25 protein-coding genes are annotated in these 25,854 nt (G+C 52.0%); 4 read left to right on the forward strand and 21 right to left on the reverse strand.

Annotated features, from left to right (window positions below; translation table 11 throughout):
• Window positions 1–66 precede the first annotated feature (66 nt).
• From EVJ22_RS01830 to EVJ22_RS01865, 8 genes are all read right to left on the reverse strand, one after another.
• Entirely contained in the window at window positions 67–516 is a 450-nt protein-coding gene (locus EVJ22_RS01830; RefSeq protein WP_016508074.1) for a GatB/YqeY domain-containing protein, read from the reverse strand.
• 33 nt (window positions 517–549) lie between these two features.
• Window positions 550–744 carry a 30S ribosomal protein S21 gene (gene rpsU / locus EVJ22_RS01835; protein ID WP_286203271.1) on the reverse strand — a complete coding sequence of 65 codons (195 nt, stop codon included), beginning with the start codon at window positions 742–744 and terminating at the stop codon, window positions 550–552.
• 79 nt (window positions 745–823) lie between these two features.
• Window positions 824–1,489, reverse strand: a complete 666-nt coding sequence (gene deoC, locus EVJ22_RS01840) for a deoxyribose-phosphate aldolase (protein WP_070326989.1) — start codon at window positions 1,487–1,489, stop codon at window positions 824–826.
• A gap of 77 nt (window positions 1,490–1,566) precedes the next feature.
• Complete coding sequence (rarD, locus tag EVJ22_RS01845) at window positions 1,567–2,430, reverse strand: EamA family transporter RarD (protein ID WP_071397785.1); 864 nt, start codon at window positions 2,428–2,430, stop codon at window positions 1,567–1,569.
• A 148-nt stretch (window positions 2,431–2,578) separates the two neighbouring features.
• On the reverse strand, window positions 2,579–3,736 hold the full coding sequence (locus tag EVJ22_RS01850) for a bifunctional cystathionine gamma-lyase/homocysteine desulfhydrase (protein WP_071397776.1): 1,158 nt from the start codon (window positions 3,734–3,736) through the stop codon (window positions 2,579–2,581).
• Window positions 3,702–4,640 carry a PLP-dependent cysteine synthase family protein gene (locus EVJ22_RS01855; RefSeq protein WP_071397777.1) on the reverse strand — a complete coding sequence of 313 codons (939 nt, stop codon included), beginning with the start codon at window positions 4,638–4,640 and terminating at the stop codon, window positions 3,702–3,704. Before EVJ22_RS01855 ends, EVJ22_RS01850 begins: the two co-directional genes overlap by 35 nt.
• Before the next feature lies 1 nt (window position 4,641).
• The gene (locus EVJ22_RS01860) at window positions 4,642–5,109 is read right to left on the reverse strand and encodes an S-ribosylhomocysteine lyase (protein WP_016508081.1); all 468 of its coding nucleotides are present in this window, start codon (window positions 5,107–5,109) and stop codon (window positions 4,642–4,644) included.
• Window positions 5,106–5,750, reverse strand: coding sequence for a class I SAM-dependent methyltransferase (locus EVJ22_RS01865; RefSeq protein ID WP_071397778.1), 645 nt, complete (start codon window positions 5,748–5,750; stop codon window positions 5,106–5,108). Before EVJ22_RS01865 ends, EVJ22_RS01860 begins: the two co-directional genes overlap by 4 nt.
• A gap of 346 nt (window positions 5,751–6,096) precedes the next feature.
• Between EVJ22_RS01865 and EVJ22_RS01870 the strand changes: the two genes are divergently transcribed.
• The gene (locus EVJ22_RS01870; RefSeq protein WP_131442995.1) at window positions 6,097–9,765 is read left to right on the forward strand and encodes a S8 family serine peptidase; all 3,669 of its coding nucleotides are present in this window, start codon (window positions 6,097–6,099) and stop codon (window positions 9,763–9,765) included.
• A gap of 40 nt (window positions 9,766–9,805) precedes the next feature.
• Here the strand turns inward: EVJ22_RS01870 and EVJ22_RS01875 are convergent, their stop codons facing one another.
• From EVJ22_RS01875 to hrcA, 6 genes are all read right to left on the reverse strand, one after another.
• Window positions 9,806–10,555 carry a 16S rRNA (uracil(1498)-N(3))-methyltransferase gene (locus EVJ22_RS01875; RefSeq protein ID WP_131442997.1) on the reverse strand — a complete coding sequence of 250 codons (750 nt, stop codon included), beginning with the start codon at window positions 10,553–10,555 and terminating at the stop codon, window positions 9,806–9,808.
• A 3-nt stretch (window positions 10,556–10,558) separates the two neighbouring features.
• Window positions 10,559–11,497: a 50S ribosomal protein L11 methyltransferase gene (gene prmA / locus EVJ22_RS01880; protein ID WP_070326982.1), complete on the reverse strand. Its 939-nt coding sequence runs from the start codon at window positions 11,495–11,497 to the stop codon at window positions 10,559–10,561.
• 18 nt (window positions 11,498–11,515) lie between these two features.
• Window positions 11,516–12,622, reverse strand: coding sequence for a molecular chaperone DnaJ (dnaJ, locus tag EVJ22_RS01885; RefSeq protein WP_131439963.1), 1,107 nt, complete (start codon window positions 12,620–12,622; stop codon window positions 11,516–11,518).
• Between the two features lie 109 nt (window positions 12,623–12,731).
• The gene (gene dnaK / locus EVJ22_RS01890; protein WP_071397788.1) at window positions 12,732–14,555 is read right to left on the reverse strand and encodes a molecular chaperone DnaK; all 1,824 of its coding nucleotides are present in this window, start codon (window positions 14,553–14,555) and stop codon (window positions 12,732–12,734) included.
• Window positions 14,556–14,584: 29 nt separating this feature from the next.
• Window positions 14,585–15,157, reverse strand: a complete 573-nt coding sequence (grpE, locus tag EVJ22_RS01895) for a nucleotide exchange factor GrpE (protein ID WP_131442999.1) — start codon at window positions 15,155–15,157, stop codon at window positions 14,585–14,587.
• A 17-nt stretch (window positions 15,158–15,174) separates the two neighbouring features.
• The gene (hrcA, locus tag EVJ22_RS01900; RefSeq protein WP_070326978.1) at window positions 15,175–16,197 is read right to left on the reverse strand and encodes a heat-inducible transcriptional repressor HrcA; all 1,023 of its coding nucleotides are present in this window, start codon (window positions 16,195–16,197) and stop codon (window positions 15,175–15,177) included.
• A 191-nt stretch (window positions 16,198–16,388) separates the two neighbouring features.
• Between hrcA and EVJ22_RS01905 the strand changes: the two genes are divergently transcribed.
• Window positions 16,389–16,994 (forward strand): DUF1054 domain-containing protein, encoded by a 606-nt coding sequence (locus EVJ22_RS01905; RefSeq protein ID WP_070326977.1) that lies wholly within the window; start codon window positions 16,389–16,391, stop codon window positions 16,992–16,994.
• Window positions 16,995–17,031: 37 nt separating this feature from the next.
• Here the strand turns inward: EVJ22_RS01905 and hemW are convergent, their stop codons facing one another.
• From hemW to lepA, 5 genes are all read right to left on the reverse strand, one after another.
• Window positions 17,032–18,186: a radical SAM family heme chaperone HemW gene (gene hemW / locus EVJ22_RS01910; protein ID WP_070326976.1), complete on the reverse strand. Its 1,155-nt coding sequence runs from the start codon at window positions 18,184–18,186 to the stop codon at window positions 17,032–17,034.
• Between the two features lie 66 nt (window positions 18,187–18,252).
• On the reverse strand, window positions 18,253–19,437 hold the full coding sequence (locus EVJ22_RS01915) for a DUF1015 domain-containing protein (RefSeq protein WP_131443001.1): 1,185 nt from the start codon (window positions 19,435–19,437) through the stop codon (window positions 18,253–18,255).
• A gap of 12 nt (window positions 19,438–19,449) precedes the next feature.
• Window positions 19,450–20,613: a phosphoglycerate dehydrogenase gene (locus tag EVJ22_RS01920; protein WP_070326974.1), complete on the reverse strand. Its 1,164-nt coding sequence runs from the start codon at window positions 20,611–20,613 to the stop codon at window positions 19,450–19,452.
• Window positions 20,591–21,667, reverse strand: coding sequence for a 3-phosphoserine/phosphohydroxythreonine transaminase (gene serC / locus EVJ22_RS01925; protein ID WP_071397791.1), 1,077 nt, complete (start codon window positions 21,665–21,667; stop codon window positions 20,591–20,593). The genes EVJ22_RS01920 and serC overlap by 23 nt, the downstream gene beginning before the upstream one ends.
• 107 nt (window positions 21,668–21,774) lie before the next feature.
• Complete coding sequence (gene lepA / locus EVJ22_RS01930; RefSeq protein WP_070326972.1) at window positions 21,775–23,598, reverse strand: translation elongation factor 4; 1,824 nt, start codon at window positions 23,596–23,598, stop codon at window positions 21,775–21,777.
• Window positions 23,599–23,817: 219 nt separating this feature from the next.
• Between lepA and rpsT the strand changes: the two genes are divergently transcribed.
• A complete protein-coding gene (rpsT, locus tag EVJ22_RS01935; RefSeq protein ID WP_034778152.1) occupies window positions 23,818–24,078 on the forward strand; it encodes a 30S ribosomal protein S20 in 261 nt (86 codons plus the stop codon).
• A 30-nt stretch (window positions 24,079–24,108) separates the two neighbouring features.
• Here the strand turns inward: rpsT and EVJ22_RS01940 are convergent, their stop codons facing one another.
• Window positions 24,109–24,540, reverse strand: coding sequence for a GNAT family N-acetyltransferase (locus tag EVJ22_RS01940; protein WP_131443003.1), 432 nt, complete (start codon window positions 24,538–24,540; stop codon window positions 24,109–24,111).
• Window positions 24,541–24,549: 9 nt separating this feature from the next.
• Complete coding sequence (gene holA, locus EVJ22_RS01945; protein WP_233589589.1) at window positions 24,550–25,560, reverse strand: DNA polymerase III subunit delta; 1,011 nt, start codon at window positions 25,558–25,560, stop codon at window positions 24,550–24,552.
• A gap of 90 nt (window positions 25,561–25,650) precedes the next feature.
• Between holA and EVJ22_RS01950 the strand changes: the two genes are divergently transcribed.
• On the forward strand, window positions 25,651–25,815 hold the full coding sequence (locus EVJ22_RS01950) for a YqzM family protein (RefSeq protein WP_016508105.1): 165 nt from the start codon (window positions 25,651–25,653) through the stop codon (window positions 25,813–25,815).
• Window positions 25,816–25,854: the final 39 nt, after the last annotated feature.

Genomic DNA, 25,854 nt, shown 5'->3' on the forward strand with positions numbered 1-25,854 from the left:
GGTTTCATAATACGCAAAAAAAGGCAGAAACTTTTGGATTTCTCCAAAGTTCCCTGCCTTTTATCATTAATTCGTCAATTGTTGTTTGACAATTCGGTTCACAAGACCACCGTCAGCCTTGCCTTTAACTTGTGGCATGACGACGCCCATCACCTTACCCATATCGGACGGACCCGCAGCGTTCGTCTCGGCAATTGCCGCCTCGACGATTGCTGTGACTTCATCTTCAGAGAGTTGCTTAGGCATGTAGACCTCTAGTACGACAATTTCATCAGCTACTTTAGAAGCAAGGTCTTCACGACCAGCGCTTTCGAATTCTCGGAGGGAGTCTCTGCGCTGTTTCATCTCTCGGTTGAGCACCGTGAGCTCCTCTTCCTCAGTAAGATCTTGTCGACCAAGTTTGATGGCCTCGTTCTGGAGCGACGCTTTGACCATCCGGATCGTCGTGAGACGATCTTTCTGTTTAGCGCGCATGGCTTGCTTCATGTCGTCCGTCAAGCGTTCTTGTAGACTCATGAGCCAACACCCTCTCTACAAAAGAAACTTCAATCAGAATTTCTTGTTCTTGCGAGCAGCTTCTGATTTCAATTTACGTTTTACGCTTGGCTTTTCGTAGTGACGACGTTTGCGAACTTCGGCAAGAGTGCCATCTTTCGCAACACCGCGTTTGAAACGACGAAGAGCGTCTTCAAGCGATTCGTTTTTACGGACACGAGTTTCCACTAGTTTTCCCTCCCTCCGAATTACACGACTAAGGAAACGTGTTTCACACGTCATACCACATTATAGTGAAATTAAGTCGTGTGGTCAACTACTACTTCAATTAATAATCGCTGTCCGAACGCCCGCCTGTGACGATGGCAATTCCTGCAGAAGCGCCAATGCGCGTTGCACCCGCATCGATCATCGCTTGTGCGCCTGCGAAATCACGGACGCCGCCCGATGCTTTGACGCCAAGATCCGGTCCGACCGTCTCACGCATGAGTCGGATGTCTTCGACGGTAGCGCCGCCAGTTGAGAATCCAGTCGACGTTTTCACGAAGTCTGCACCCGCTTTGACTGACAGCTCAGCCGCTTTTTTGATTTCTTCTTTAGTAAGCAAGCACGTTTCAAAGATGACTTTGACGAGCGTCCCGTTCGCTGCTTCGACGACGGCACGGATGTCGCGTTCGACGAGATCGAAATCGCCGTCTTTCATCGCGCTGATGTTGATGACCATGTCGACTTCGTCTGCGCCGTTAGCAATCGCATCTTTCGTTTCGAACGCTTTCACTTCAGGTGTGTTCGCACCGAGCGGGAATCCGATGACCGTACAAACTTTGACGTCCTCATCTAATTTAAGTTGCTCGGCAGCGTAAGCGACCCATGTCGGGTTGACACAAACGCTCGCGAATTTGTACTCAAGTGCCTCTGCACATAGTTTTGTGACTTGATCTTTCGTTGTTTCTGCCTTCAAGGCCGTGTGGTCGATATAACGTGCTAATTCCATAATAAATTCCTCCTCTGACATATAGGTCTGACATCTAACATATTATCATGTTTTTGAGAAATGTAACAGCTTTCACTTCATGCAAGTTGACGGCGTTTTCGCGTTTGGACCCAGCTGTTCCAACTGAAGAAAAAGATGGCGATCCAGATGCACGTGAACGCGAAGATATGATACGTCGTGAACGGTTCGTCGTACAAGATGACACCGATCGCCAGACTGAGCGTCGGGGCGATGAACTGTAAAAAACCGACGAGCGTGAACGGGATATGTTGCGCCCCGTAACCGAACAACAGGAGCGGCAACGCCGTCATGACGCCCGTGCCTAAGAGCGCGGCCCAAACAATCGGTTCGCCCGTCATCGTGAGCCCGCCGCGCGACGTTTCGAAAGCGAGGAAGATGACCGCGACCGGAACGACCGCGAGCGTCTCGATGCCTAGACTGACCGTCGACGCAAGCGGCCGCCGTTTTTTGACCATCCCGTAAAACCCGAACGTACTCGCCAATATGAAAGCGATCCACGGAAACGACCCATAACCGAACGTCAAGACGAGCACCCCGATCGTCGCGACACCGACCGCGAGCCATTGGACTCGATTTAATGATTCCCGAAAAACGAGGACACCTAACACCATGCTGACGAGCGGATTGATATAATATCCGAGCGATGCCTCGATGATATAGCCGTGATTGACCGCCCATATGTAGACAAACCAGTTCGCACTGACGATAAAGCCGTTCAACATAAAGGCGTTCCGCGTCGCCCGATGTCTGAGCGCATAATTGAATTCAGTCCACTGTTTCGTCCATTTCAAGACGAGTAAAATGAATAGAAACGACCAGACGATACGGTGGGCGAGGATTTGACTGCTCGGTATTTCCTGTAGAAATTTCCAATAGATCGGCAGGATGCCCCACATGACGTACGCACCGATTGTGGGCATGACTCCTTTATTCAATCCGTTCACCCGCTCTCTTCATCAATTATCGTCAGTTTAGTCGATGCGTTTCGGACATTCAAGCGATTTTTTCTAGCACCCTACACGACAAAAGAGGCGCGCTCTGAGAGCGCACCTCGTGTCACACGTTCATTCAGCTCGTGATTGTCGTCAAGGCCGCAAGTGCTTGCTCCAAGTCTTCAATCAAATCGTTCACGTCTTCAAGTCCGACAGAGATACGGACGAGCCCGTCCGTGATGCCGAGTTCTGCCCGACGTTCGGCCGGAATCGAGGCATGTGTCATCCGTGCCGGCACGCTGATCAAGCTCTCGACCGCACCGAGACTTTCAGCGAGCGTGAAGTAGTTCGTTTTCGCAACGACTGTCTCTGCCGCTTCGGCCGATCCGACGTCAAAAGCGATCATCCCGCCAAACCCACGGGCTTGCGACAGATGGACTTGTTTCGCCGTCTCGCTGGCAATGCTCGGGTGCAACACCCGGCTGATCGCCTCGTGAGACGTCAAGAACTCGACGAGTGCGAGCGCGTTCGTCTCGATCTCTTCCATCCGAACGGCGAGTGTCTTGATGCCGCGCACGACGAGGAAGCTGTCTTGCGGCCCGAGCACGGCTCCGACCGAGTTTTGCAGGAACGCCAAGCGTTCCCCAAGTTCTTCGGTCCGGGCGACGACAAGACCGGCGACGACGTCACTGTGTCCACCTAAATATTTCGTGGCGCTATGCAAGACGTAGTCCGCACCGAACTCAATCGGATTTTGGAAATATGGTGTCATGAACGTGTTGTCAACGACGAACAAGACGTCGGCCTCGGTCGCAATGTCACGCACACTGCGCATGTCCGTGACGTTCAAGAGCGGATTCGTCGGCGTTTCGACGTAAATCATTTTCGTGTTCGGTTGAACGGCTTCGCGGACTGCCGCCGCGTCAGACGTATCGACAAAAGATGCTTCCAAGCCAAGTGATTGAAATACTCGATTGAATACACGGTACGTTCCCCCATATACGTCAGAACCGACGATGACGTGGTCCCCTGATTTCATTAACATGAGAATCGTCGAGATGGCCGCCATCCCTGAAGCGAACGCAAAACCACGCGCCCCGCCTTCGATGTCGGCGATCAGCGTCTCAAGCGCCGTCCGCGTCGGATTGGCCGTCCGCGAATACTCATACCCGTCCCGCAAATTGCCGATTCCATCTTGTTTATAAGTACTCGTTTGGTAGATGGCCGGTGTCACGGCACCGGTCAATGGATCTGTTGTCTTACCGCCGTGAATGAGTGCTGTTTTTGTACGCATGGTCTGCCTCCTTGACTATTCCTTGACTTAAATAACGTTCGACACTGTCTGGTAAAATCGTGACGATGACACCTTCGGTCATCCGATTTGCTTCTTGCACACAGGCGGCGATGGCCGCGCCTGATGAACTTCCGACGAGCAGTCCTTCTTGCTTCGCCAAATGAGCGACGTAGTAAAACGCGTCATCGTCAGAGATCGTATAGATCCCGTCGACAAGTTCGCGATCTAAAAACGGAGGCCACTTCTCGACACCGATTCCTTCTGTTTTATGGGGACCTGGTTGCCCGCCATTCAAGATGGACCCTTCAGGCTCGACAACGACGTTGCGTGTGCCGTGTTTTTTTAAAACCGCGGCGACCCCGGTGAACGTGCCACCCGAGCCCGCGCCGGCGATGAAGACATCGATGTTCGGCACGTCGCGGAGCAACTCTTGCGCGAGTGAGTCCACGTACGTACCAGGATTATCGGGGTTTGAAAACTGTTCAGGTAAGTAGGCGTTATGTTCAACCGCCAACTCTTTGGCCCGCTCGATCGCACCATGCATCCCGAGTTCCGTCGGCGTGTTGATGACAGTCGCGCCGAGCAATGACATGAGCGCTTGCTTTTCTTGACTAAACTTTTCAGGCGTGACCGTCATCAAGTTCACCCCATATCGCTGACAGGCGAGGGCGAGTCCGATACCAGTATTTCCGGCCGTCGGCTCAACGACCGTACCGCCTCGTTCAAGTTGGCCGCGTTCAAGCGCTTGTTCAATCAAATGAAGCCCGAGCCGGTCTTTCACACTCCCGCCTGGATTCATCATCTCGAGCTTGCCGTATATTTTAACGCCTTTGGGGACAGGCAACGTCCGTAACTCAAGCAGCGGCGTGTCCCCAATCAGTTCATAGACGTTATTGACGAGCATATTACGCTTCGTCCTTAAAGATGATGTGCCACTCGTCACGTTTCGCGAGCATATCAGCCGCTAGTTTTTTAGCGCCCTCGAAGTCGTGGTGGTTGGCACTTCCGCATTGGATCGGGTTTTGCGCCGGCAACTCTTCAGCAGCGACCGCATCACGCAACGTCGCTTCGACGAGGCTGAGCATCGCTTCGTAGTCTCCATCGTTCAACATCGTCCAGTAAAAACCAGTCTGGCAACCCATCGGCGAGACGTCGACGATTTGCTCCGAGTGACTGCGGCTATTTTCAGCGATCAAGTGTTCGAGCGAGTGGACGGCCCGCATCGGCATGAGTCCCTCGTTCGGTTGGATGAAGCGAATGTCGTATTTATAGATCGTATCGGCCGTCCCTTTTTTCACACCCGCTAAACGGACGTAAGGAGCTTGTACTTTTGTATGGTCCAAATTAAAACTTTCGACTTTGTAACTTTTCATGGTTGAGTTCCTCCAGATTGTTTCGTGGCCACGACGAGCCAGACGAATTTATTTTTTTGTGTCAGCGAGACCGTATAGCCGTTCGCTTCGAGCATTGCTTGGATTGTTTGCGTGTAAGGATAAAACTCACGGTTCAAGTCTTCGATTAAATCGTCGTAACCGTTCACGCTCGCCCAGTCGAGAATGTCTCGCTTCGCCTTTTGCGAGGCGAACATCGTGTCGAGTAAGACGAATCGCGGTGAATCGAGCTGCTCGACGTAACCTTGAATCGCTGTCCGTTTCTCTTCATCCGTCAGATGGTGAAACGCGTACGACGACACGATCGTATCTATCTGCTCTGTCGTCGGGTAGTTTAAAAAGTCACCGTCGATAATATCAATCTCAAGTTTCTCGGCGGCGACTGCCCTCATCTCCGGTGACGGTTCGACCGCAACCAGCTCGTGACGTTCTAAAATCTTCATACTTAAGTTCCCGGTCCCGACTCCGAACTCCATGACCTTCCCTTCGAGATGATCCACGACTTCGCTCAACATCTCCTCATAACCTGCGAACACTTCTTTATATTGCTCGTCATGTCCGGCCACGGTCGTGTCGTATTGCGTTGCCCATTCCTTAAAAATGTCCATGAACTGTAATCCCATTGCTCCACCCCATCACTTTATTCCGACTATGTCGATAAGTTTTATATGTTTTATCTATTCAGACCATATCAACTTTTAAAAAAAATCTCAAGTGAATTGTTTCGATTGCTCGACTCTATCTCATCTCATTCAATCAAATAATTAAAATCTGAGTGGAACCGATGAGAATAGGCCCAATATGGTTCACGGAATATAGGTCAAAGGTAATTGTCAGAATTTTTAAATTTGTTCAAATTTATTACCCTTATTTTTAAAAAAACTAGGGAGTTTTACGTTAGTCTTCGTTATCATTCTCTTTAATCGTTACTTTTTTACATTTTTAAACAATCGAGGAGGAAATTTTGTCATGTCACGACTGAAACTTTATACGAACGTCTCCCTTGCCGCCTGTTTGGCACTTACCCCCGGGCTCATCGGTCTCAGTGCCGCTCCGGTGTCTGCTGAATCGCCTGCTAAACCAAAGATGGTCACGGAGAAGAAACAGAAAAAAGTCCGTGTCGTCGTCGAACTCGTCGGGGAACCGGCAATTGTGAAAGCAGAACAGAAAGGAAAAAAATTTAACGAGCTGTCTAAATCTGAGCAAGACGGGGCGCAACGACTCGTCAAGTCCGAGCAAGCCAAAGCTAAATCCGCAATCAAAGACGAAGGCGTCAGCGCCACACCAATTGAAGAGTTCACAACCGTTTACAACGGCTTCAGTACATTTTTGTCTCCGGCAGACATTCGTACAGTCGAAGCCCTCCCAGAGGTCGCTAGCGTCCATATTGTCAACGAGTATGATCGACCTGAAGTAAAACCAGATATGGTCACAAGTAATGATATGGTCCAGTCCCAACAGACATGGGGCGATTATGGATATACCGGTGAAGGGACGATCGTTGCCGTCATTGATAGCGGAATCGACGCGACACATCGTGACTTCAAATTAAGTGAACAAGACAAGGCAGAGTTGTCTAAGAGCGAAGTCGACACAGTCGTTCAAACTTTCGGCCTTCCTGGTGCATACATAAATGATAAAGTCCCATACGCATATAACTACTTTGATGAAAACTCAGACATCCGAGACGACTCACCCGGGGCCTCGATGCACGGCATGCACGTATCCGGCACGGTCGCGGCCAACGGTGACGAGACGACTGGCGGTCTAAAAGGAGTCGCCCCTGAAGCGCAAGTTCTCGGTATGAAAGTATTCAGCAACGACCCGAACTATGCGTCTACTTATGGCGACATTTATATTAAAGCAATTGACGACGCCATCAAGCTCGGCGCGGATGTCATCAATATGAGTTTGGGCTCCACTGCAGGCTTTGTCGATGCAGAATCACCTGAACAACAAGCAGTCCAACGCGCGGTCGACAACGGTATTTTCATGTCAATCTCTGCAGGAAACTCGGCTTATTTCGGGAGCGGGTTTGACTTACCGCATGCTTCGAATCCTGATACAGGTGTTGTCGGTGCGCCAAGTGTCAGTCCGGCTTCGACTTCTGTCGCTTCACTTGAAAACGACCAAATCCAATTGGACGCTTTCACACTGGGCGCAGGCGATGACGCCAAAAAAATCGGCTGGAAAAAACAAGACGGTCCCGCTTTCAAGCAAGGAGAATTTGAGATTGTGTCTGTAGGAGACGGTCAACCTGCGAACTATGAGGGCAAAGATGTGAAAGGAAAACTCGTTTTCGCGGTCCGCGATGGAGGATACTTCTATTCGAACATTCAAAAGACAGCCGAAGCAAATGGTGCCGCAGGCGTCATCGTCCGTGGCGCTGTCGGTCATGGGGATTACGTCAGTATGGCGCTTGATAATCCGTCCCTCCCGATGGCTTCGCTTAGCATTAAAGATGGCAATGATTTAAAAGAGCGGTTAGACGCTGCCACTTCGCTGTCTGTCCATTTCAAAGGTGACCGGATCAGCGTCGCCAATCGTTCAGCCGGCGCCTTATCTGCTTTCACGTCTTGGGGTGTGACACCAAACTTAGACTTCAAACCTGAACTGTCGGCCCCGGGCGGACAAATCTTCTCGACGCTCAACGACGACCAGTACGGATTGATGAGCGGGACATCGATGGCCGCCCCGCACGTCGCCGGTGGCGCGGCGCTAGTTTTGCAACGTGTCGATCAAGAGTTTAATCTGAGCGGAAAACAACGGGTGACGATGGCCAAAAACCTGTTGTTGAATACGTCTAAATCGATCACCGACATCGGACCTTACAACTTACAACTCAAACAGTCGCTTCCTTACTCGCCTCGCCGCGGCGGAGCCGGGCTCATGCAACTTCATGCGGCAGTGTCCTCGCCGGCCGTCGCCTATGAGAAGGATTCAAAAGAAGCAAAAGTCGCCTTGAAAGAACTCGATCGAAGCAAGGCCACATTTAAAATCGTCGTCGAGAATCTGTCTACTAAGCCCGTATCCTACAATGTGGCCTCATCATTGCAAACAGACTTAGCGGTCGAAAACGCGGACGGAGTCGTACAAAATGCGATGGAAGCACAAGCTCTGCAAGAGGCCATATTGACGATCAATGGGAAAAAGACAAACAAAGTTAATTTGAAGGCAAAACAGAAAATTGAATTGACCATCAAACTTGACGTCTCAAAAGCAAAAGTACTCGATCCTCAAACGTTAGAGGGGCTCGTGGCAGCGAACAGCGTCTTCACAAACGGGTACTTCGTCGATGGCTTCATTCGCTTGACTGATAGCACGAGCCAAGAGGGCAACCCTGCGCTCGTCGTTCCTTTCGTAGGATTTGAAGGCGATTGGGGACAAGCACCGATTTTTGACGAAACGATTTATGTAGACGGATCTTTCTACGACGTGGCAGGACTGGTCGATCAGACCGGTAACTATCTTGGTCTGAACTTAGATGAATCGATTGATGCGGACGCTGTCGCCTTCTCACCGGATGCGGACGGCTCAAAAGATGTCGTTGCACCTGTCTTCTCGCTATTACGCAACGCCAAAGACATCAAGTTCCGAATTGTGAATGAAAACGGTGACGTCGTCCGCACACTCCGTCTTGATGAGGAACTGCGCAAGAACTTCTTTGATGGCGGGAGCGATAACCCGTACTACTACTCTGCAGATTATGCATGGGATGGAAACATTAATGGACAACCTGCCCCTGCCGGCAAATACTTCTATGAAATCGAGGCTGGTATCGACTATGCGAAAAAACAAGCGCAAGCGCTACGAATTCCGGTCAAAGTCGATTATACGGACCCGGCGTTCAACTCACGCTGGAATGAGGATCAATTAACGGTCCAGGCGACCGACGACTTCTCTGGTATTTATTCGATCGAATACTTCCTCAATGGTAACTCAATGGGTAAACAAGGCGGTCAAGCCGCAACGTTTGCATTGGAGGCGCCGCTGAGCGATACAGATGAAGTGAGTGTTCGTGTGACCGACCAAGCAGGTAACAGCCAAACCCGTATCATCCCGACTACGAATGATGCAAACAAACCAGGTGTGTTCGTTGACGCCCCGCTCGCGCTGACGCCTTACAACACGTCAGTCATTCCGATCAACGGATCGGTTGATGATCAATCGGCGATTCAATCGTTCACTGTCGACAACATCGATGTACCGCTCACATGGAACGCGGAGACGAAGCGATACGTCTTCAACACGACGCGTACGTACACGGACGGCGTCCATAAAGTTCGGTTTGTCGCCGAAGACGCTGCCGGCAATGTTACGAACTTCCAACGGGTCATCTTCGTCGATGCGACGCCTGCCACATTGAGCATCGGGAAACTGCCTAAGAAAATCACTAAAAAGCAAAAGACAGTCTCCTTCGATGTGACCGTGAAAGATAATTTTGACGACCTTAAGTTATTCTTAAATGGTGATCTCCTCCATAGCCAAGCGCTCAAAGAGCCTTATGAGATGAGAGCATCATCAAAAACTGTAAGCGTGACAGTACCTGTCTCATCCGGCCAAAACTCGTTTACGATTGAAGCGGTTGACTTAGCAGGCAACGTCACTAAAAAAATAGTCACGTTGACTAAGCCATAAAATAAGGCCGTTACCCAAACAATCGGGTAACGGCCTTATTTTATGGCGTCAGTTCTAGTGCATAAGAGATTGCCGCTAACGCATATAGCGGCGCCGTCTCGGTGCGCAAAATCCGGGGGCCGAACGCACACGGACGCGCACCTCGATTCGTCCAGGCGTCTACTTCCTGCTCGTCAAATCCGCCTTCCGGACCGACAATCAACAAAAGACGCTGCCCGCGCTCAAGTGATTGGAAGACAGCCGCGAGGCCAGCTTGTTCCCCTTGCTTCGCCGACTCTTCATAAGCGATGACGACCGCATCGTAATTAGAAAAGTCGTCTAGCAGGTCACGCGACGAGACGTACGCGCACGTCGGGACGACGGCCCGGTACGACTGTTCGGCCGCTTCTTGCATGATTTTCTGTAGCCGTTCAACTTTCTTAGGGGCTTTTTTTGCGTCCCATTTCGCGACCGATCGTTTCGACTCGAACAACTTCAAATGATGCAACCCGAGCTCGGTCGCTTTTTGAGCGACGAGCTCGACTTTATCACCTTTCGGCAGTGCGTAGGCGAGCGTCACATCAACGGGCAGTTCAGTCGTCGCCTGCCGCGCTTCGAGTACTTTTGCCGTCCCCGATTTTTTTTCGAGCGCAATCACCTCACAGACGTACTCGACACCTGTACCGTCTAACAACACCATCTGATAACCCGGTCCCGCCCGCAACACCGTCCCGATATGATGGACGACGTCTTGCGGCAATGCGACCGTGTCTGTTTTAAACGCATCACGTTGTAAGAAATAGCGTTGCATGGCTTACCCCTTCTTCGCGATGATGGCGACCCAGTCTTCCATGACTCGCGTCTCTTCGATCGAGAATCCAGCCGCCTTGAGCGCTGCCGTCACTTCATCTCGTTTTTGGCCGATGATACCCGACGTGATGAAATAGCCGCCTGGTTTGACGCGCACGTAAGCATCGTCAACGAACAGCATGATGACGTCGGCTAAAATATTGGCGACGATCAAGTCATACTCACCGCTCATCCCTTTCAACAAATCACCCGTCTTGACGTCGACGACGTCTAGAACGCCGTTCGTCTCGACGTTTTGGCGGGCCGATTCGACCGCGACCGCATCCAAATCGAGCGCCTCGACTCGTTCCGCGCCAAGCTTCGCCGCCGCGATGGCAAGTACGCCTGAGCCCGTCCCGACATCGATCAAGCGGTCACCCGGTTGAATATAGTTCTCGATTGCTTGAATGCACAGCATCGTCGTCGGGTGCGTCCCGGTCCCGAACGCCATACCCGGGTCGAGCAAGATCACGTTCTCTTCCGGTTGTGGCACGTATTCTTCCCACAGCGGCACGATCGTGAGATGTTGCGAGATCTTGACCGGTTTATAGTACTGCTTCCACGAGTGGGCCCAGTCCTCCTCATCCATCTCGAGCGCCGTCACGGTACCAGCGCCGACTTCAAAGATATTTCGCAGCCGTTCAATTTCTTTTTTCAGTGTCGAGAGCGTGTCCGGTAGGTCGCCTGAGACAGGAACGTACGCTTTCACGTGGACACCCGACGTTGGATACGTATCGCGGCCGGATTCGTCCCAAATCTCTCCGAAATGATCTTCTGCCATCATCCGGTCGTAGTCTTCGACGTCCTCGATGACGACACCTTGTGCCCCCACTTCATGTAGTAAATTTGATACGGCTTCGACTGCCTGCTGTGTCGTGTGGACACAAATTTCAGACCATTTCATCGCTTGTACACGCTCCTTTTACTGGCTAAAAAACTTTTTCATCTTTTGGAAGAGGCCGTGCTGTTCTTCCACGCCCGCTTCTCCGCTGATCTCTTCAAACTCGCGGAGCAATTCTTTTTGACGATCTGTCATGTTCGTCGGTGTCATGATGACGATATTGACGTACTGGTCGCCGTTGCCGCCGCCGCGAACGCTCGGCATCCCTTTTCCACGCAAACGGAATTTCGATCCGGTCTGTGTTCCGGCTGGCACTTTCAAGCTGACCTTGCCGTGCACGGTCGGGACTTCGAGTTCGGCGCCGAGTGCTGCTTGCGCGAACGTGACCGGCATCTCCATCGAGATGTGCTGGTCGACACGCTCGAAGATTTCGTGCGCCCGAACGCGGACGACGATGTAAAGATCGCCGGCCGGGCCACCGTTAGCGCCAGGACCACCTTTGCCGGACATGCGGATCTGTTGGCCGTTATCGATACCGGCCGGAATTTTGACTTCGACTTGCTGTGTCTTCTTGACGTGACCAGAGCCATGGCACGTTGTACATTTCTCTTTGATCGTCTTGCCTGTCCCATGACATTGGCTACACGTCCGCTGATTGACCATGCGACCGAGCACCGTGTTCTGTTCGACCGTTTCGACACCGCTACCGCCACAACGGCCGCACGTCTCTGGTTTCGTCCCCGGCTTGGCACCACTGCCCATACACGTGTCACATTCGACTTCAATCTCAAGGTCGATCGTTTCCGTTTTACCGGTCACGCTCTCCATGAAGTCGAGGTCGACGACGTATTGATAGTCTTCTCCGCGTCGCGGTGCGTTTGGGTCTTGACGACGTCCGCCGCCGCCGAAGAACATGTCGAAGATGTCGCCGAATCCGCCTTGGAAGTCACCGCCGCCTCCGAACTGGCTCGCTCCTTCAAATCCGAAGCGGTCATACTGGGCCCGTTTCTGCTCGTCTGACAGCACTTCATACGCCTCACCGAGCTCTTTAAATTTATCGGCCGCATCCGGCTCTTGGTTGATGTCTGGGTGGTACTCTCGTGCCAATTTGCGGTAGGCCCGTTTGATGTCTTGCGCCGAGGCCGATTTGTCTAGGCCAAGCACTTCATAATAATCTCGTTTCGCCACGTTACTCTCTCCTCTTTACTGTTTCAAGTTCGATTTTACCGATTCTACCTTAACATGGAAAGAGCCAAAGCAGAAACCTGCTTTGGCGCCATCCAATCTATCGGTTGCCTTATTTACGATCGTCGAGATCTTCAAACTCCGCGTCGACGACGTTATCGTCTTTCGCTTCTGTTTGTGTCTCAGCGCCTTCAGCACCTTGCTGTTCAGCCATGTTCGCATATACTTTTTGCGTCAATTCTTGTACGACTTCAGATAGCTCATCTTTCGCCGTACGGATTGCTTCGAGGTCTGTACCTTCAAGTGCTGATTTTGCTTTTTCTTTCGCTGCTTCGGCTTTGTCTTTATCCGTTGCGTCGACTTTATCTCCAAGGTCTTTGATCGCCTTGTCCGTCGCGAAGACGAGTTGGTCCGTTTCGTTACGGAGCTCTGCTTCTTCTTTACGCTGTTTGTCTGCTTCCGCGTTCGCTTCCGCTTCTTTCACCATGCGCTCGATTTCAGCCTCGTCGATACCTGAAGACGACTGGATCGTGATCGACTGCTCTTTGTTCGTACCGAGGTCTTTCGCCGATACGTGAACGATTCCGTTCGCATCGATGTCAAACTTGACTTCGACTTGCGGGACACCGCGTGGTGCCGGCGGGATGTCCGTCAACTGGAAACGACCGAGCGTCTTGTTGTCAGGCGCCATCGGGCGTTCACCTTGCAAGACGTGGATGTCAACGGCTGGCTGGTTGTCTGCCGCTGTCGAAAAGACTTGTGATTTCGATGTCGGAATCGTCGTGTTGCGATCGATCAACTTCGTCATCACGCCACCCATCGTCTCGATACCGAGCGAAAGCGGAGTCACGTCGAGAAGGACGACGTCTTTTACGTCACCGGCAAGGACACCGCCTTGGATCGCTGCGCCGAGGGCAACGACTTCGTCCGGGTTAACGCCTTTGAACGGCTCTTTCTTCGTGAAATCGTGAATCGCTTTTTGGACCGCAGGGATACGTGTCGAACCACCGACGAGGATGATCTTGTCGAGGTCAGACGGCGTGAGGCCTGAGTCTTTCAACGCGCGGCGAGTCGGTTCCATCGTGCGCTCGACGAGGTCTGCTGTCAATTCATCGAATTTCGCACGTGTGAGTGTTGTTTCAAGGTGAAGCGGGCCAGCTGCTCCTGCTGTGATGAACGGGAGGCTGATGTGCGCGCTTGTCACGCCTGAAAGGTCTTTCTTCGCTTTCTCGGCTGCATCTTTCAAACGTTGGAGCGCCATCTTGTCTTGCGCGAGGTCGATGCCGTTCTCTTTTTTGAATTCAGACACGAGATAATCGATGACTTTCTGGTCAAAGTCGTCTCCGCCGAGTCGGTTGTCTCCTGCTGTCGCGACGACTTCAAACACACCGTCTCCGAGCTCGAGAATCGAGACGTCGAACGTACCGCCACCGAGGTCATAGATCAAGATCGTGTGGTCTTCACCTTTGTCGAGGCCGTAAGCGAGCGCCGCTGCCGTAGGTTCATTGATGATTCGTTTGACATCGAGACCGGCAATTTTCCCGGCGTCTTTCGTCGCTTGACGCTCAGCGTCGTTAAAGTAGGCAGGAACTGTGATGACCGCTTCAGTTACTGACTCACCAAGATAGTCTTCTGCATCTTTTTTAAGTTTTTGCAAAATGATGGCCGAAATTTCTTGTGGCGTGAATTTCTTACCGTCGACTTCGACCGTATGTGACGTTCCCATATGACGCTTGATCGATTGGATCGTATTCGGGTTCGTGATCGCTTGACGCTTCGCGACTTCACCGACTTGACGCTCTTCCCCTTTGAATGCGACGACAGACGGTGTCGTACGGTTCCCTTCTGCGTTTGAGATGACGACAGCTTCGCCACCCTCCATAACTGCTACACAAGAGTTCGTTGTTCCTAAGTCAATTCCGATAATTTTAGCCATTGTCTATTCCTCCATCTAGTTAAGTAATTTTATTCTGAAACTTTTACCATGCTTGGACGAATGACGCGTCCGTGCAACGTGTACCCTTTTTGAAGCTCCATCGTTACAATCCCAGACTCGAACTCATCGCTCGGTTCTTGCATGACCGCTTGATGATAATTCGGGTCGAACGGCTGACCGACCGCTTCGATCACTTCAACGTTCTCGGCGTTTAACACGTCAAGCAATTGACGGTGGATCATATCGACGCCAGCTTGAATGTTCTTCGCATCGTCTGAAGACGCTTCGACTTGAAGCGCACGCTCAAAGTTATCGATGAGCGGAATCAGTTTCTCGATAACGGCTTGCGAAGCGAACTTGACGCGTTTCGCGTTCTCTTCGTTTGTTCGGCGACGGAAGTTGTCAAAATCAGCGCGAATCCGAAGCTCGCTCGCTTTGAGCGCTTCGATTTCTTGTTGCAAATCTGGTCCCTCAGAACTTTCTTCCACTATTTCAGCATTTGAAACCTCGTCAGCGTCCGCAGTCTCTGACTGCAACGCGTCGAAATCTTTCTCTTCGAGCACTTCTTCTTGGTCTGGCCCGTTTTGATTTTCAGTAGTCATATTGAGGCTCCTTTCGTTCACTCTTCTAGTTTCGTTCGCCTTAACGCTTCAATGATCTGTCCCATCATCCGTACCCCGTGCCGATAGTCCATCCGGGTCGGACCGATCATCGCGATCGTCCCGAACGTCTTGCCATCGAGCGTATAGTCCGAGGTGATGACGCTACAATTTTGAAGCGCAAGAATCCCATTCTCGCTCCCAATGCTCACATAAATCTCGCGATTTGGCAACGATTCGAGCCAGTCGGTCAACCGTTCTTGCTCGTCGATCCACTCTAGGAACGGACGTAACGTATCGAGCGTTTGAAACTCGGGTTGGTTGAAAATATTTTTCTTTCCACCAAGATACAGCGAGGTCGGATGATGCACCCCGACGGTCGCTTGAATGAGTTGCATCATTGATTCATATTGTTGTTGATGAGCGAGGCGAAGGTTTGACACTTCTTCTCCGATACGGAACTTCAGTTGACCGAGCGGAGTTCCTTTTAGACGATCGTTTAAAAATCGGATTGTTTGTTCGACCATATCCGGCGCCATCGGCGATTCGAACACGACCGTTCGATGTTCGACGTGCCCTTGATCCGTTACAATCAAGACGACACCGCGCCGTTCATCGAGCGGCATCAAATCGATCCGTGCCAGCCGGTTCATCTGACTGCTCGGGCCGAGCGCTACCGTCGTATAATTGGTCAAGTCAGAGAGTAGGTCAGCGGCTTGACGAATGAGGACTTCTGACTCTTGGGCGGACGCCCGCAAGCGCTCTCCGAGTCGATACGTTTCCCGCTCGTCGATGAGTTTCGTCTCGACAAGGTGATCGACGTAATAACGATACCCGACTTCAGACGGGATTCGTCCTGCTGAAGTGTGCGGTTTTTCAATCAAGCCCATGTCTTCTAAATCCGCCATGTCGTTTCGGATCGTCGCCGAACTGAACGACAAATCATCCCGTTTCGAAAGCGTCCGAGAACCGACGGGCTGGGCTGTCTGAATGTAATCATCAATGATCGCTCGTAAAATGAGCAATTGTCTCTCTGTCAGCACAACATCACTCCTCTCTGAAGGATTGGCCTCACTTTTACTAGCACTCATATTTGCTGAGTGCTAATCACACTTCAAATTCTATCACGTTCTCCTTATTTGTCAATTCAAATGCATCATTTTTCCGTTGATTGAAAGTCATTCGAAATGCATCTTCCGCGCACTTTCGGTATGATACGAATTGAGGTGATCATATGTTTACAACTAAACAATTTAACGTGTTTACGCAAGACGGGCTCGACGCCCGCATGTCAGGTATTCGCGCGGATATTCAACCGCTGTTCCATCGCATCTATGACGAGGTCGGTCCACAACTTGAAGCCGACGTCGGCATCCCGCTCTATCTCCACGTCGCCAAGCACGCCCGCCGGACGGTCAATCCGCCGAAAGATACGTGGATGGCAATCTGCCACGACAAGCGCGGCTATAAAAAGCATCCCCATTTCCAAGTCGGTCTGTTTGACGACCGGGTGTTCGTCTGGCTCGCGTTCATCTACGAGATGCCAAACAAAGAAGCAATCGGCAAACGACTCATGACAATCGACTTTAAACATGAATTTCCCGACTTCCATCTCGCCGGCGATCATATGAAAAAAGAGGCGTTCTTGATCGAAGAGACGTCCTCTGCGTCAATCGATGCCATCGTCGAGCGCTTCGCGACCGTCAAAAAAGCCGACTTCTTGATCGGTCGTCAACTTTCGGCCGATGCCTCGATCCTCCAAAACGAAGCGGCGTTCCTCGCCCTTGTCGAGGACACGTTCGGACGGCTCATGCCGATCTACCGCGAGCTCGTTCTCTAACTAAAACAGGCGAATCCGACATCGGATTCGCCTGTTTTTACGTTGTCACATCATTTAATCGTGCCTCACCGATGAATGCCGCGAACGCCTCGTTGGCGAGCGGGAGTCCCGACTCGGTCAACCGGACGTGCGTGTCCGTCGTTTCAATCAACTGTTTCGCTTTCAGTTCGGACAAGACGTGCCCGAACACCGACTCCATCGAGACACCGTACTTCGTTTCGAACGTCTCGAACGACACACCGCTACGCATCCGGAGTCCGAGAAACAACTCTTCTTCCATCCGCTCGAACGTCTCGAGTGTCGTCGTACTTCGAACCGGTAAACCTTCCGCCTTGATATAGTGCGGGATCGGCGCGACGTTCGCCCGGCGCTCGCCGTTCAAGTAACTGTGAGCCCCGGCTCCGAAGCCGTAATACTCCTCGTTCCGCCAATACACTTGGTTGTGACGGCTCTCCCGTCCCTCGACACTGTAGTTCGAGATCTCGTACTGCTTGAGCCCACGGCGTTCGAGCGTCTCCATGACTTTCAAGTACATGGCGACTTCGATGTCCTCACCCGGCAGACGAAGCTTGCCTTTGCGGTCTTGGATCGCGAAGACGGTGTGCGGTTCGAGGATCAAGGAATAGGACGAGACGTGTTGGATCGGCAGTTTGAACGCCAAGTCGAGGTCCCGTTCGATCTGTTCGAGCGTTTGCTCCGGTAGTCCGAACATGAGGTCGATCGAGATGTTGTCGAACCGTTTCGCCGCCTCCGTTACCGTCGCGAACACGTCATCCGCCCGATGCGTGCGCCCGATCCGTTCAAGCCCGCCGTCGTCGAACGTCTGGACGCCGAAACTGACGCGGTTGACACCGCCTCGTTTCATCGTATCGAGCTTTTCGGCGCTCACAAAGTTCGGATTCGCCTCGACCGAGTATTCTATATTCTTTGTAGCGAGCGGGAGCAAGTGCCGCTCGACCATGTCCATGAGACGTTTCATCTGCACCTCATCGAGCGCGGTCGGCGTTCCTCCGCCGATAAAGATCGTCTCGATCTCATCTGTCGGATATTGTTCAAGCGATAGGACGATCTCTCGTTCTAACGCATCTAAATAGTCATCAACCGGTTGGTTCTTTAAGAACACCTTGTTGAAATCGCAGTAATAACAAATATGTTCACAAAATGGAATGTGAAGATATACGGCTTTAGCCATGGCGGCCACCCCTTTCTTCTCCTTCCATTTATAACGCTTTTTACGTCTTCACGCCACTGTCTGCATTCAATCGAAACGATGGATGAACAATCCGCTCTTCAGTTTCGGCTCGAACCAAGTCGATTTCGGTGGCATCTGTCCGGATTCATCGGCGACCTGCATCAACTCTCCCATCGCCGTAGCATGACATGTCAACACGACGACATCCGGTCGTTCGGCCAACCGTTCTAGTTGTTCGACGGCGTCTGAGCCGCCGACGAAGTCAATCCGTTTATCGGTCCGGACATCGTCCACTCGGAAGTACGGTTCGAGAATATCCCTTTGTAGCGTGGCAACGTCGAGAGCCGTGGTCGACTGTCGTTTCGTCAACGCATACTGTTTGCCGCGGTAAGACAATCCGAACGAACCGCGCGCTTGCGGAACGATGAGGCCGTCAGTCGACAGCACTTCGTACGAGAACGAAATCCCGTCCAATAAAGCCGCGACTTCTTCAGGCGTAACATCGGTCAACAGCCGATGGTACGGCAAGATCGTCAACTCGTCGCTCGGGAAGAGCACGCCTAAAAAGTGATCGCGTTCTAGTTTCGATTCACCTTCAGGCAGTTCTCGCGCCGCGACGACAGCCGCCGCTTTGGCCCGATGATGCCCGTCGGCGATATAGATGGACGGGATCGTCGCCCCGATCATAATGACACGCGCCTGGTCTTTCGGCGGCACCGCATAGCCTTCGTGCAAGACACCTTGACTGTCCGTGAAGGAAAACAGAGGTCGTTCGTTCGTTGCGGCTTCAAGGATGCGCCGTAACGCCTCGTCCGGCTCATGGCTCAGTAAAATCGGTCCGGTGTGCGCTTTCGTCGCCGCCACATGTTCGACCCGTTCCCGCTCTTTCACTTCTCGTGTATGTTCATGGATTTTGATCCGGCCCGCCTCATAATCTGCGACCGAAAACGTCGCCACGAGACCGGTTTGACGCCGCCCTTGACTCGTCAGCCGATACACGTAAAAGCCGTTTGCCTGTTCTGTCAGTTCAGTCTCGTACAATCGTTCCAACTCGGCCCTCGCACGACGCCCCCACGCTTCGAGTGACAGGTCAGCGACAAACAGTTCCGGCTTATCGACCGAGAGAAATGAGTTCGGACGTCGCTCGACGTCTCCTCGTGCCTGTTCGACGTTCACGACGTCGTACGGGTCGGCCGCCACAGCTTCAGGATGGGCCGGCATATACGGTTTAAACGGTTTAAATATGACCATATTGATCCCTCCTTAAAATTCACGGACGCGCATGACGCCCTCGATGTCGTACAAAGCATGCACGGACAGTTCTTCTTGTTTATGGTTATCGATGTCGATCATCGTGTAGGCCACATCGTTCCGGCTGCGATTCACCATGTTATCAATGTTGATCCCGTTCTCGGCGAGCCGGCTCGCGATTTGACCGACCATGTTCGGGACGTTCAAGTGCAGCACCGCCAAGCGTCGCTTGCCGACGTAAGGAAGTTCAGTGTCCGGGAAGTTAGCGGAATTCCGGATGTTTCCGGTCTCTAAATATAGTTTCAGCGTATCGACGGCTTGAATCGCGCAATTCACTTCGGATTCTCGTGTCGAAGCCCCAAGATGCGGAAAAGCGACGACTTGCGGGTGGCCGAGTAACGCCTGTTGCGGGAAGTCTGTAATGTACGTCGCCACTTTATCTTGTAACGCCTCAATCAAGTCAGCGTCGTTCACGAGCTCGCCGCGGGCGAAGTTCAATAACGTCACCCCAGGCTTCATCCGTTTGAACCAACTGGCGTCGATCAAGTTGCGTGTGTCGTCCGTCAGCGGCATATGGATCGAGAGCAAATCGACGTCTCTAAGCAAGTCGTCTAAATGCTTGGCTCGTTTTACTTGCTTTGATACGTTCCACGCCCCATCGACCGATAAATGCGGGTCGTACCCGACGACGTCGACACCGAGCTGGAGCAGGTCGTTCGCGAGCGACGCCCCGATCGCGCCGAGACCGACGATGCCGACCTTCTTGCCTCGTAATTCAGAGCCTACGAAACGGCGCTTCTCGTCTTCCATCGCCCGCTCAAGTAACGCTTGGCTCGGGAACGTTTGCTCGTTCACCCAACGCGCGCCTTCAAGGATCGGCCGGACCGATAAAAGCATGCTCGCGAGTACGAGTTCTTTGACCGCGTTCGCGTTCGCCCCTGGTGTATGGAACACGACGACGCCTTGACGCGCCAAGCGCTCAAGCGGGATGTTGTTCACCCCAGCCCCGGCCCGGGCGATCGCGAGCAAGTACGGGGGAATCTCGGCGTCGTGAACGTCATGGCTCCGAATGACCCAGGCATCGGCCTGCTCCACTGCGTTGACGGCGTATTCTCTCGGCTCAAAACGCTCTAGCCCAGCTGATGCGATTTGATTATATGTTTTGATGTGGAACATCGTATCCCTCCTGTTCAAATGCTTGCATCACTTCAATTAAACGAATGACCCCTTCGAGCGGCATCGCGTTGTAAAGACTGGCTCGCAGCCCTCCGACCGAGCGGTGGCCACCAAGTTCGATCAATCCACGTTCCTCGGCAAACTGTTGAAACGCTTGATCCGTCTCGTCCCGTCCCGTCGTGAACGGAATATTCGTCAATGAACGGATATCTCCTGTGACGAGCGACCGGAACAACGTTGAGCCGTCTAAATAAGCATACAATCGCGCGCTCTTCTCACGGTTGCGCCGTTCCATCTCGACGACGCCACCCGTCCGTTCGACCCAGGCGAGAACCCGTTCGGCGACATACATGCTAAACGTCGCCGGTGTGTTCAAAACGGTGTCGGTGTGACGGGCGTAGTTCAAATAACTTGGCAAATCACGGTCGACAATCAAGTCGCGACGAATGATGACGACGCTTAACCCGGCCGGTCCGATGTTTTTTTGGGCGCCTGCGTATAGCAGACCGTAGCGGCTCACGTCGATCGATTCTGCCAAAATATTGGAGGACACGTCCGCGACAAGCGGGATGCCTGTATCCGGAAGCGTCGTATAACGTGTCCCTTCGATTGTATTGTTCAACGTCAAATGGAGATAATCGGCGGTCTCGCCATCCCCTTCATAGTCAGGCAGTTCCCGATAGTTCGAACTCGCCGAACTGCCGACGACGGCGACGTCCCCATAGTGACGGGCATCAGTGATTGCTTTTTTCGACCACGTGCCGCTGTCGAGATAAGCGAAACGCCCTGTCGTACGCAAGTTCATCGGAATCATCGAGAATTGGAGCGTCGCCCCGCCTTGCAGCCAAAGGACGGCGTAATCGTCTGAGATGTCCATCAACCTCCGCAGCCTCGCTTCGAGCGCCTCGGTAATCGCAATGAAGCGCTCCGAACGGTGGCTCATCTCGACGATCGAGACACCCGTTTTTTGATAAGACAGAAACTCGTCTTGCACTTCTTGTAGTACCGATTTTGGCAAAACGCTCGGCCCTGCTGAAAAATTATAGACGGTCACCGCTACTCCTCCTCTATTTTTCTGTAAGTGGGTACTATTCCGTACCGGACGTCACGAATCCTGCCAAATGAAAAAAATCGCCCTTATCCATGGATAAGGGCGACCACTCATTCTTCGTCCATCGACAAGACGGACATGAACGCTTCTTGCGGCACTTCGACGGATCCAACCATCTTCATGCGTTTTTTACCTTCTTTTTGTTTCTCGAGAAGTTTACGTTTCCGCGAGATGTCACCGCCGTAACATTTGGCAAGGACGTTTTTACGCAACGCCTTGATCGTCGACCGGGCGACAATTTTCGTGCTGACCGCTGCTTGGATCGGCACTTCGAACTGCATCCGTGGGATGAGCGCCTTTAACTTTTCAACGATGACTTTCCCACGTTCGTAGGCGAAGTCGCGGTGAACGATAAAGCTGAGCGCATCGACGAGCTCGTTGTTGAGGAGAATATCCATCTTGACGAGGCGTGACGGACGATACCCGATCAAATCATAGTCCAGTGAGGCATAGCCTTTCGTACTTGATTTCAATTGATCAAAGAAGTCGTAGACGATTTCACTGAGCGGAATATCGTACGTGATTTTAACACGGGTCGTATCGATGTACTCCATATCGATAAAACTGCCACGTTTCTTCTGACAAAGTTCCATGATCGAGCCGACGTAATCGTTCGGTGTCATGATCGCCGCTTTGACGTATGGCTCTTCGATCAATTCAACTTTTTGTTGCTCAGGCATCTTCGACGGGTTGTCGACGTGGATGACGTCTCCTGACGTCGTCGTGACGTGATAGATAACCGACGGTGCCGTCGTGATCAAGTCGATTCCAAACTCGCGCTCGATCCGCTCTTGAATGATTTCCATATGAAGCATACCGAGGAATCCGCTACGGAAACCAAATCCGAGCGCTTGTGACGTCTCGGGCTCGAACTCGAGTGCCGCATCAGACAACTGGAGCCGTTCAAGCGCTTCACGCAAATCGTTATACTTGGCCGCATCAATCGGATAAAGACCGCAGTATACCATCGGGTTCATCTTACGGTAACCAGGAAGTTGCTCGGTCGATGGGTTTTTAGCTAGCGTGATCGTATCACCGACACGAACGTCGCCAACCGTTTTAATCGATGCCGAGAGCGTACCAACGTCTCCGACATTCAACTCTTTCACAGATAACGGTTTCGGTGTCGAGACACCAAGATCCGTCACTTCGAACGATTTACCGGTCGACATCATTTGAACTTTATCCCCGACTTTGACCGAACCGTTGACGACTCGGATCGAGGCGACGACGCCACGATACGCATCGTAATACGAGTCGAAGATCAAAGCCTGAAGCGGTGCTGACGGATCTCCCGTCGGCGGCGGCACAAGCTCTACGATCTGTTCAAGAATTTCTTCAATCCCGATTCCTGCCTTGGCAGAAGCCGGCACCGCATCACTGGCGTCCAGTCCGATCACGTCCTCGATCTCTTGACGGACGCGTTCGACGTCAGCCGACGGTAAGTCGATCTTGTTGATGACCGGGATGATCTCGAGGTCGTTGTCGAGTGCGAGGTAGACGTTTGCGAGCGTCTGCGCCTCGATCCCTTGGGCGGCATCAACGACGAGGACCGCACCTTCACACGCCGCGAGTGAGCGCGAGACTTCATACGTGAAGTCGACGTGTCCAGGCGTGTCGATCAAATGAAGGATGTACTCAACTCCATCTTTTGCGGTATAGTTCAATTTAACAGCGTTCAATTTGATCGTGATGCCACGTTCCCGTTCGAGATCCATCGCGTCAAGCGTCTGTTCTTTCATTTCACGCGCCGTAAGCGCACCAGTTCTCTCGAGAATCCGGTCAGCTAGCGTCGACTTGCCATGATCGATGTGGGCGATGATGGAAAAGTTGCGAATCTTCTTCTGACGGTTCTCTAATTCTTGTTTGTTCATATATGGGTTCACCTATCCTTCTCATGCATACCGTGTCATTATATCAAAATCCTAAGTTAATGTGTACGACCTACTACAACAATACCACATATAGTTTTCAGAATAATCATCAAGTGGTTGCTTTTCGAATAACCGTTTGCTACAATTGTGCTTGTTCTGTTGAATGATTACTTGAAGTAATGAGAACATACACTTTCTTGTTTCAGGAGGTGAAATAACATGGCAAATATCAAATCAGCAATCAAACGTGCAAAAACTTCTGAAAAACGTCGCGTCGCTAACTCGCAAGAGAAAGCAGCAATGCGTACAGCAGTAAAACGTGTCGATACTCTCGTCGTCGAAGGAAACAAAGAAGCAGCTCAAGAAGCTTTCGTCCTCGCTACGAAGAAAATCGACAAAGCTGCAGCAAAAGGTCTCATCCACCAAAACAAAGCAGGTCGTGACAAATCACGTCTCGCAGCTCGTATCGCAGCTCTCTAATTAGAGAACAAACGAAACAGCCGCCTCCGTTCAGGAGCCGGCTGTTTTTTTGTATAGCATGACGTAATGTGTCCCGATGCCTTCGATTTCGAACGGATCACCGACGATGACGAGGCCGTTGCGTTCATAAAACCGGACCGCGACCTCGCGAGCGTTACACCACCAAGAAGCGTTCAACTCACGATGGACCGCCTGTAAGAAACGAGATCCGACGCCCGTCCCGGCGATGACCGGATCGGTGGCCATGCCGCGCAGTTGAAATTGAACTTGTTCGCCAGACAGCTCTCGGTCTTGTCGCATCACCGTCGCAATCGATAAGACACGCCCGTTTTCAGCCCAGGCGTAGTGACGGGTCGTCTCGGCATCATCCCCGTCAAAATAACACGTCGAAACGGCCAATCCTGGACGTAGTACTTCATGCCGGAGCGGGATCACTTCTTCAAGCAACACTTGTTGCAACATACAACCACCTCACAGTAATGTTAATTGACAGACGAGCGTGTCAAACACGATCTGCTTGTCGCCCCGTCCTGTCTTCATCGCTTCGTCCGCATCGGCGATGAGCGTGAGCGCCTTGGCGAGCTGTGCCTCTGAAAAGTTACGGCTCGCTTGCGTCGCCAGTTTCACCGTATAAGGGTGGGCGCCAATCTTTGAGGCGATTTGCTTCTCGCCGTAACCTTTCTCGGTCAACTGCTTGGCGAGGTACATATTTCGATATTGACGGGCGAGCAGCGCCAAGAGGCCGATCAGTTCTTGACCCTGCTTTTCTAAATCACGGACGAGGCGCAGCGCCAAATCGGCCCGTCGCCCCACCAAATACTCAGACAGTTGGAATACGTTGTCCTCTAGCGTCCGGGGCACGAGATCGTTGACGATTTCAAGCGGGATATTGGCTCCGTCGCCGGCATAGAGCTGAAGCTTCTCCAGTTCCCGGACGAGCTTGCCCCAGTCGTCTTGACAAAGGAAGAGCAAACGTTCGACCGTCGTACGTTCCATCGACTGCCTGCGCCGGTTCAGCTCGTCATTGACGTAGCGCATGAGCTCGCTTTGGCTCGGTTTCTTCGCCTCGAGGACGATGGCTCGCTCTTTCAAGCGCTTGACGACTTTCTTCCGTTCATCGAGTTTTTCCGCTTCAACGATGAAGACGAGCACCGAATAAGGCGCCGGCTGCAACACGTACTCGGTCAACCGCTCGAGATTTTGCTTTTGTTTTTCTTTGGCGCCGGTTAAAAACTGGGCCTGTTTGACGATGACGGTGCGGTAGTCACTAAAGAACGGTACCGTTTCAGCCTCGTCTAACGCTGTATCGAGTGACGTTTCATGTAAATCGAGCTGCATGACGTCAAATTTGTCGCCGGACGGACTTGCCGCCTTGACGATTTCTCGTTCCCACGTCTCGAGTAAGTACTTCTCTGTCCCGTACAGGACGTATACGTTCGACAACTTGCCGTTGTGCAACCACGGTTCATTCAAACCACACACCACTTTCACAATTTATTCTTATCTAAACATAGATTATCCTTCTTTGATTCGCTATACTTAGAACGGCACCATTTTAAGGAGGGACTCACTATGCATATTAACTCGGTTCGCCCGCAAAGCGAAAACCCGTTTGAGAACGACGTGCAGTGCAAACGTAACGATGCGATCGATTCAGCAATCGGCTTCATCGTCCCGTTCGGCTTTTTCTTCACGATTTTCGCAATCGGTGTTCTTATCAAATTTTTAAGTCTTTAAGTCGTAAAGCGATTGCCCCGGGGGAGCAATCGCTTTTTA

The organism is Exiguobacterium sp. SH0S7, from assembly GCF_004337195.1.
Lineage (GTDB): Bacteria > Bacillota > Bacilli > Exiguobacteriales > Exiguobacteriaceae > Exiguobacterium > Exiguobacterium aurantiacum_A.